This window comes from Mycobacterium sp., assembly GCF_032162105.1.
In the GTDB taxonomy this organism is placed as follows: Bacteria; Actinomycetota; Actinomycetes; order Mycobacteriales; family Mycobacteriaceae; genus Mycobacterium.
The window spans coordinates 1-3,041 of the sequence record NZ_JAVRPS010000599.1 but is presented as its reverse complement, the minus strand read 5'-3'; the positions used below and the strand labels follow the sequence as shown (position 1 = coordinate 3,041).

2 protein-coding genes and 3 pseudogenes are annotated in these 3,041 nt (G+C 66.7%); 2 read left to right on the top strand and 3 right to left on the bottom strand.

Annotated features, from left to right (window positions below):
- A pseudogene (locus tag QOC69_RS30550) lies at positions 1 to 192 on the top strand (acyltransferase family protein); the annotation flags it as partial.
- Positions 193 to 349: 157 nt separating this feature from the next.
- Positions 350 to 1,005, top strand: a pseudogene (locus QOC69_RS30545) (siderophore-interacting protein).
- Here QOC69_RS30545 and QOC69_RS30540 read toward each other — a convergent pair.
- From QOC69_RS30540 to QOC69_RS30530, 3 genes and pseudogenes are all read right to left on the bottom strand, one after another.
- On the bottom strand, positions 977 to 1,567 hold the full coding sequence (locus tag QOC69_RS30540; RefSeq protein WP_526446257.1) for a TetR/AcrR family transcriptional regulator: 591 nt from the start codon (positions 1,565 to 1,567) through the stop codon (positions 977 to 979). The pseudogene QOC69_RS30545 and the gene QOC69_RS30540 overlap by 29 nt on opposite strands.
- Positions 1,567 to 2,805 carry a cytochrome P450 gene (locus QOC69_RS30535; protein ID WP_526446256.1) on the bottom strand — a complete coding sequence of 413 codons (1,239 nt, stop codon included), beginning with the start codon at positions 2,803 to 2,805 and terminating at the stop codon, positions 1,567 to 1,569. The genes QOC69_RS30540 and QOC69_RS30535 overlap by 1 nt, the downstream gene beginning before the upstream one ends.
- Before the next feature lie 31 nt (positions 2,806 to 2,836).
- A pseudogene (locus QOC69_RS30530) lies at positions 2,837 to 3,041 on the bottom strand (TetR/AcrR family transcriptional regulator); the annotation flags it as partial.

Below are 3,041 nucleotides of genomic sequence, written 5' to 3'. Positions count from 1 at the left end.
CCGATGGTGTTCCTCGGCGAGATCTCCTACGAGATCTTCCTGATCCATCTGGTCATGATGGAGTTGGTGATGGTCGAGATCCTGCACTTCCACATCTACACGGGTTCGATGGTCTGGCTGTTCGTGGTCACGATGCTGGTGACGATTCCGCTGGCGTGGTTGCTGCACCGGTTCACCCGGGTCAAGACGTAGGCGCCCGATCGACTCTGCGTGGGTGGTGCGGGCTACTCGCACTCTTACGCCCTGCACGCAGAACCGACGCTCAAGCCGCTCCCCTGGAGGCCACGGAGGTCTCCCGGGCAGGCGACATTAGGTTATGCTGCCCTAAGTCGATTCGAGAGAGCGGTATATGTCCGAGCAGAAGCCGTCGCGCGGGCTTTCCGGCGCACTCGTCAAGTTGTGGCGGGGCGGCGACTACGAGCTGACGGTGACGGGCCGCACCGAGCTCACGCCGAACTACCTGCGACTGCACTTCGACGGCAAGGAATTGCTCACCGAGGGGCCGATACACCCGACGATGTGGGTGCGCGGCTGGTTCCCCGACGGCTGGCCACCCGGTGGGCGGCGTAGGCCAAGGCAGGCGACACGCTGGAGGTGACGGTGCTGGGCAGCAACTTCAGGTTGCCCGAACCCGCACCGGCCGGATACGTCATCGTGGGCGACGCCGCCTCACTGCCCGCGATCAACACACTGCTCGACGCCATCGCCCGGGCGAGCGAAGCGACGGGGGGTGGCACCGTCACGCCCTCCAAGGTCATCTTCGAGTCCGCCCACGACGACGATCGCGAGCTGCCCGTCGGCACGGGCGAGGTGACGTGGGTGGACCGCAAGAAGGCCGGGGAGGCCTTGGTGGAGGCGGTCGGCGCATCCGCCTTCGACGCCGCCGACCACTTCGGTTGGGTCGCCTGCGACAACCGCACCACCCGCGCAGTGGCCAAGATCTTTCGCGAGGACTACAAGATTCCGCGCAGGTTCATCAAGGCCCAGGCGTACTGGGTGGCATAGCGTTGAGCGTCGGCGCGACCATCGGCATCACGAACTCCTCCAGCATGATCCGCTCGTCAGCTTCGTCGTGACCGGGGAACACCAGCAGCGAGATCATCACGCGGACCAACCAGCGCGCACGCTGTTCGACGTCGTCGATGCCCAGGGAGCGCAGGAAGGCCTCCGTCAGCGCCTTGATCACGTCCGAGCGTTCTGCCATCTCGCCGCCGATCGGGCGCTGGGTCGAGGCGAACCACGATGACAGCGCGGGGCTTTCGCGAACGCTGCGCAAGGATGCGACCACGCCTTCGAGCAGTCGCTCGTGGGGATCGGCGATGCCCGCTATGCGTTTGCCCATCTCCCTGAACACCCGGTAGGTCTCACGGTGCACGTACGCGGTGTACAGCGCATCGCGGTTCTCGAAGTAGCGGTACACCGTGGCGCGGGAACATCCTGCGGCCCTTGCGATCTCGTTCATCCCCACGGTGGCCGCATCCCGGCGGGTGAACAGCTCCTCCGCGGCGTCGAGGATCCGGTCGGCGGCCACCTCGGTGCGGCGTTCGGCCAGCCAGTCGCCCGCCATCACTTCACCGTGAACGGCACCGACAACGGACGACGCACGTAACTGCCGCCGGCCCAGACGATTCCGTCCTCGTCGACCTCGAAGTCGGGGATGCGGGTCATGAGCTCCTCGAGTGCCACCCTCGACTGCATGCGGGCGGCGGCCGCGCCGAGGCAGTGGTGTGCGCCGTGGCTGAAGGACAGGATGTTGCGCGGCTTGCGGGTCACGTCCAGCTCACCGGCATCGTCACCGTACTGCCGCTCGTCGCGGTTGCCGGATCCGTAGAGGAACATCACGCGGCGGCCCTCGGGGATCGTGGTGTCGCCGATGGTCACGTCGCGTGTCACCGTGCGGCCGAGCATCTGGGCGGGGCACGTCAGTCGCAGCAACTCGTCGACGGAACCGCCGATCAGGTCCGGGTGTTCGGCCAGCATGGCGCGCTGGTCGGGCCGCTGATGCAGCAGTTGCACCGAACCGCCGAGCATGCCGGTGGTGGTGTCGTTGCCGCCGGTCACCATCGTGAACGTGAACGCCAGGATCGACAGCACCCCCGCGATGTCGCCGTCGGCGCCGACGCCCGCGGCCACCAGGTGCGACACGGTGTCATCCTCGGGCTCGCTGCGGCGGCGTTCGATGAGCGCTGTGAAGTACGCCATCATCCCGCCCAGCGCGTCGCCGAAATTCTCCAGCGCACCGCCGATGCCGCCCTCGGCGGTGTTGGAGGCGACGATCGCCTCAGTCCAGCCGTCGAACTGGTTGCGGTCCTCCTCGGGCACGCCGAGGTAGTGCGCGACGACCATCGACGGCAGCGGCTTGAACAGCTCGCCGACGATGTCGCCGCCGCCGTTGGCCCGGATCCGCTCGATGCGCTCGATCACGTACTCACGGACCTTGGGCTCCACCGCCTCGACCTGCCGCGGCGTGAAGCCGCGCGACACCAGCTTGCGGAACTCGGTGTGCACCGGCGGGTCCTGCATGACCATCGGCGGGTTGTCGGCCAGCCCGATCAGCTCGAGCTCGCCGTAGTTGACGGTCAATCCCTGCGCCGACGAGAACGTCTCGTGATCGCGCGCCGCGGTGAAGATGTCGGCGTGCCGCGACAGCACGTAGTAGTCGTGCTCGGGGTTGTCCTGCGGGACGACGTGGTGCACGGGGTCGTGGTCGCGGAGTGCTTTGTACATCGGCCAGGGATTCGGCCATGTCTCAGCCCTTCCGAGCTGGAATCGGGCAGGCGTGCGATGAGACAAAGCAGCTGACATGTCTTATGAGTACGACAAATATAGACCTTTGTCAACCCGCGGGAAGCCATCCCCGCATGGCCGCGTCCATCTGCTCGTCGTTCAGGGCGCTGACGGCGAATCGGCTCTGGCCGTCGTGTCGGCGCATGCCGTCGAGGAGCAGCGCCACGTAGCGACGCCACAGATCGGGCTCGACGTGTCCGGCCCATTCACTTACGGTGCCGGCCAGCAGGCTAACGATCGGCACGTCCGTGGGT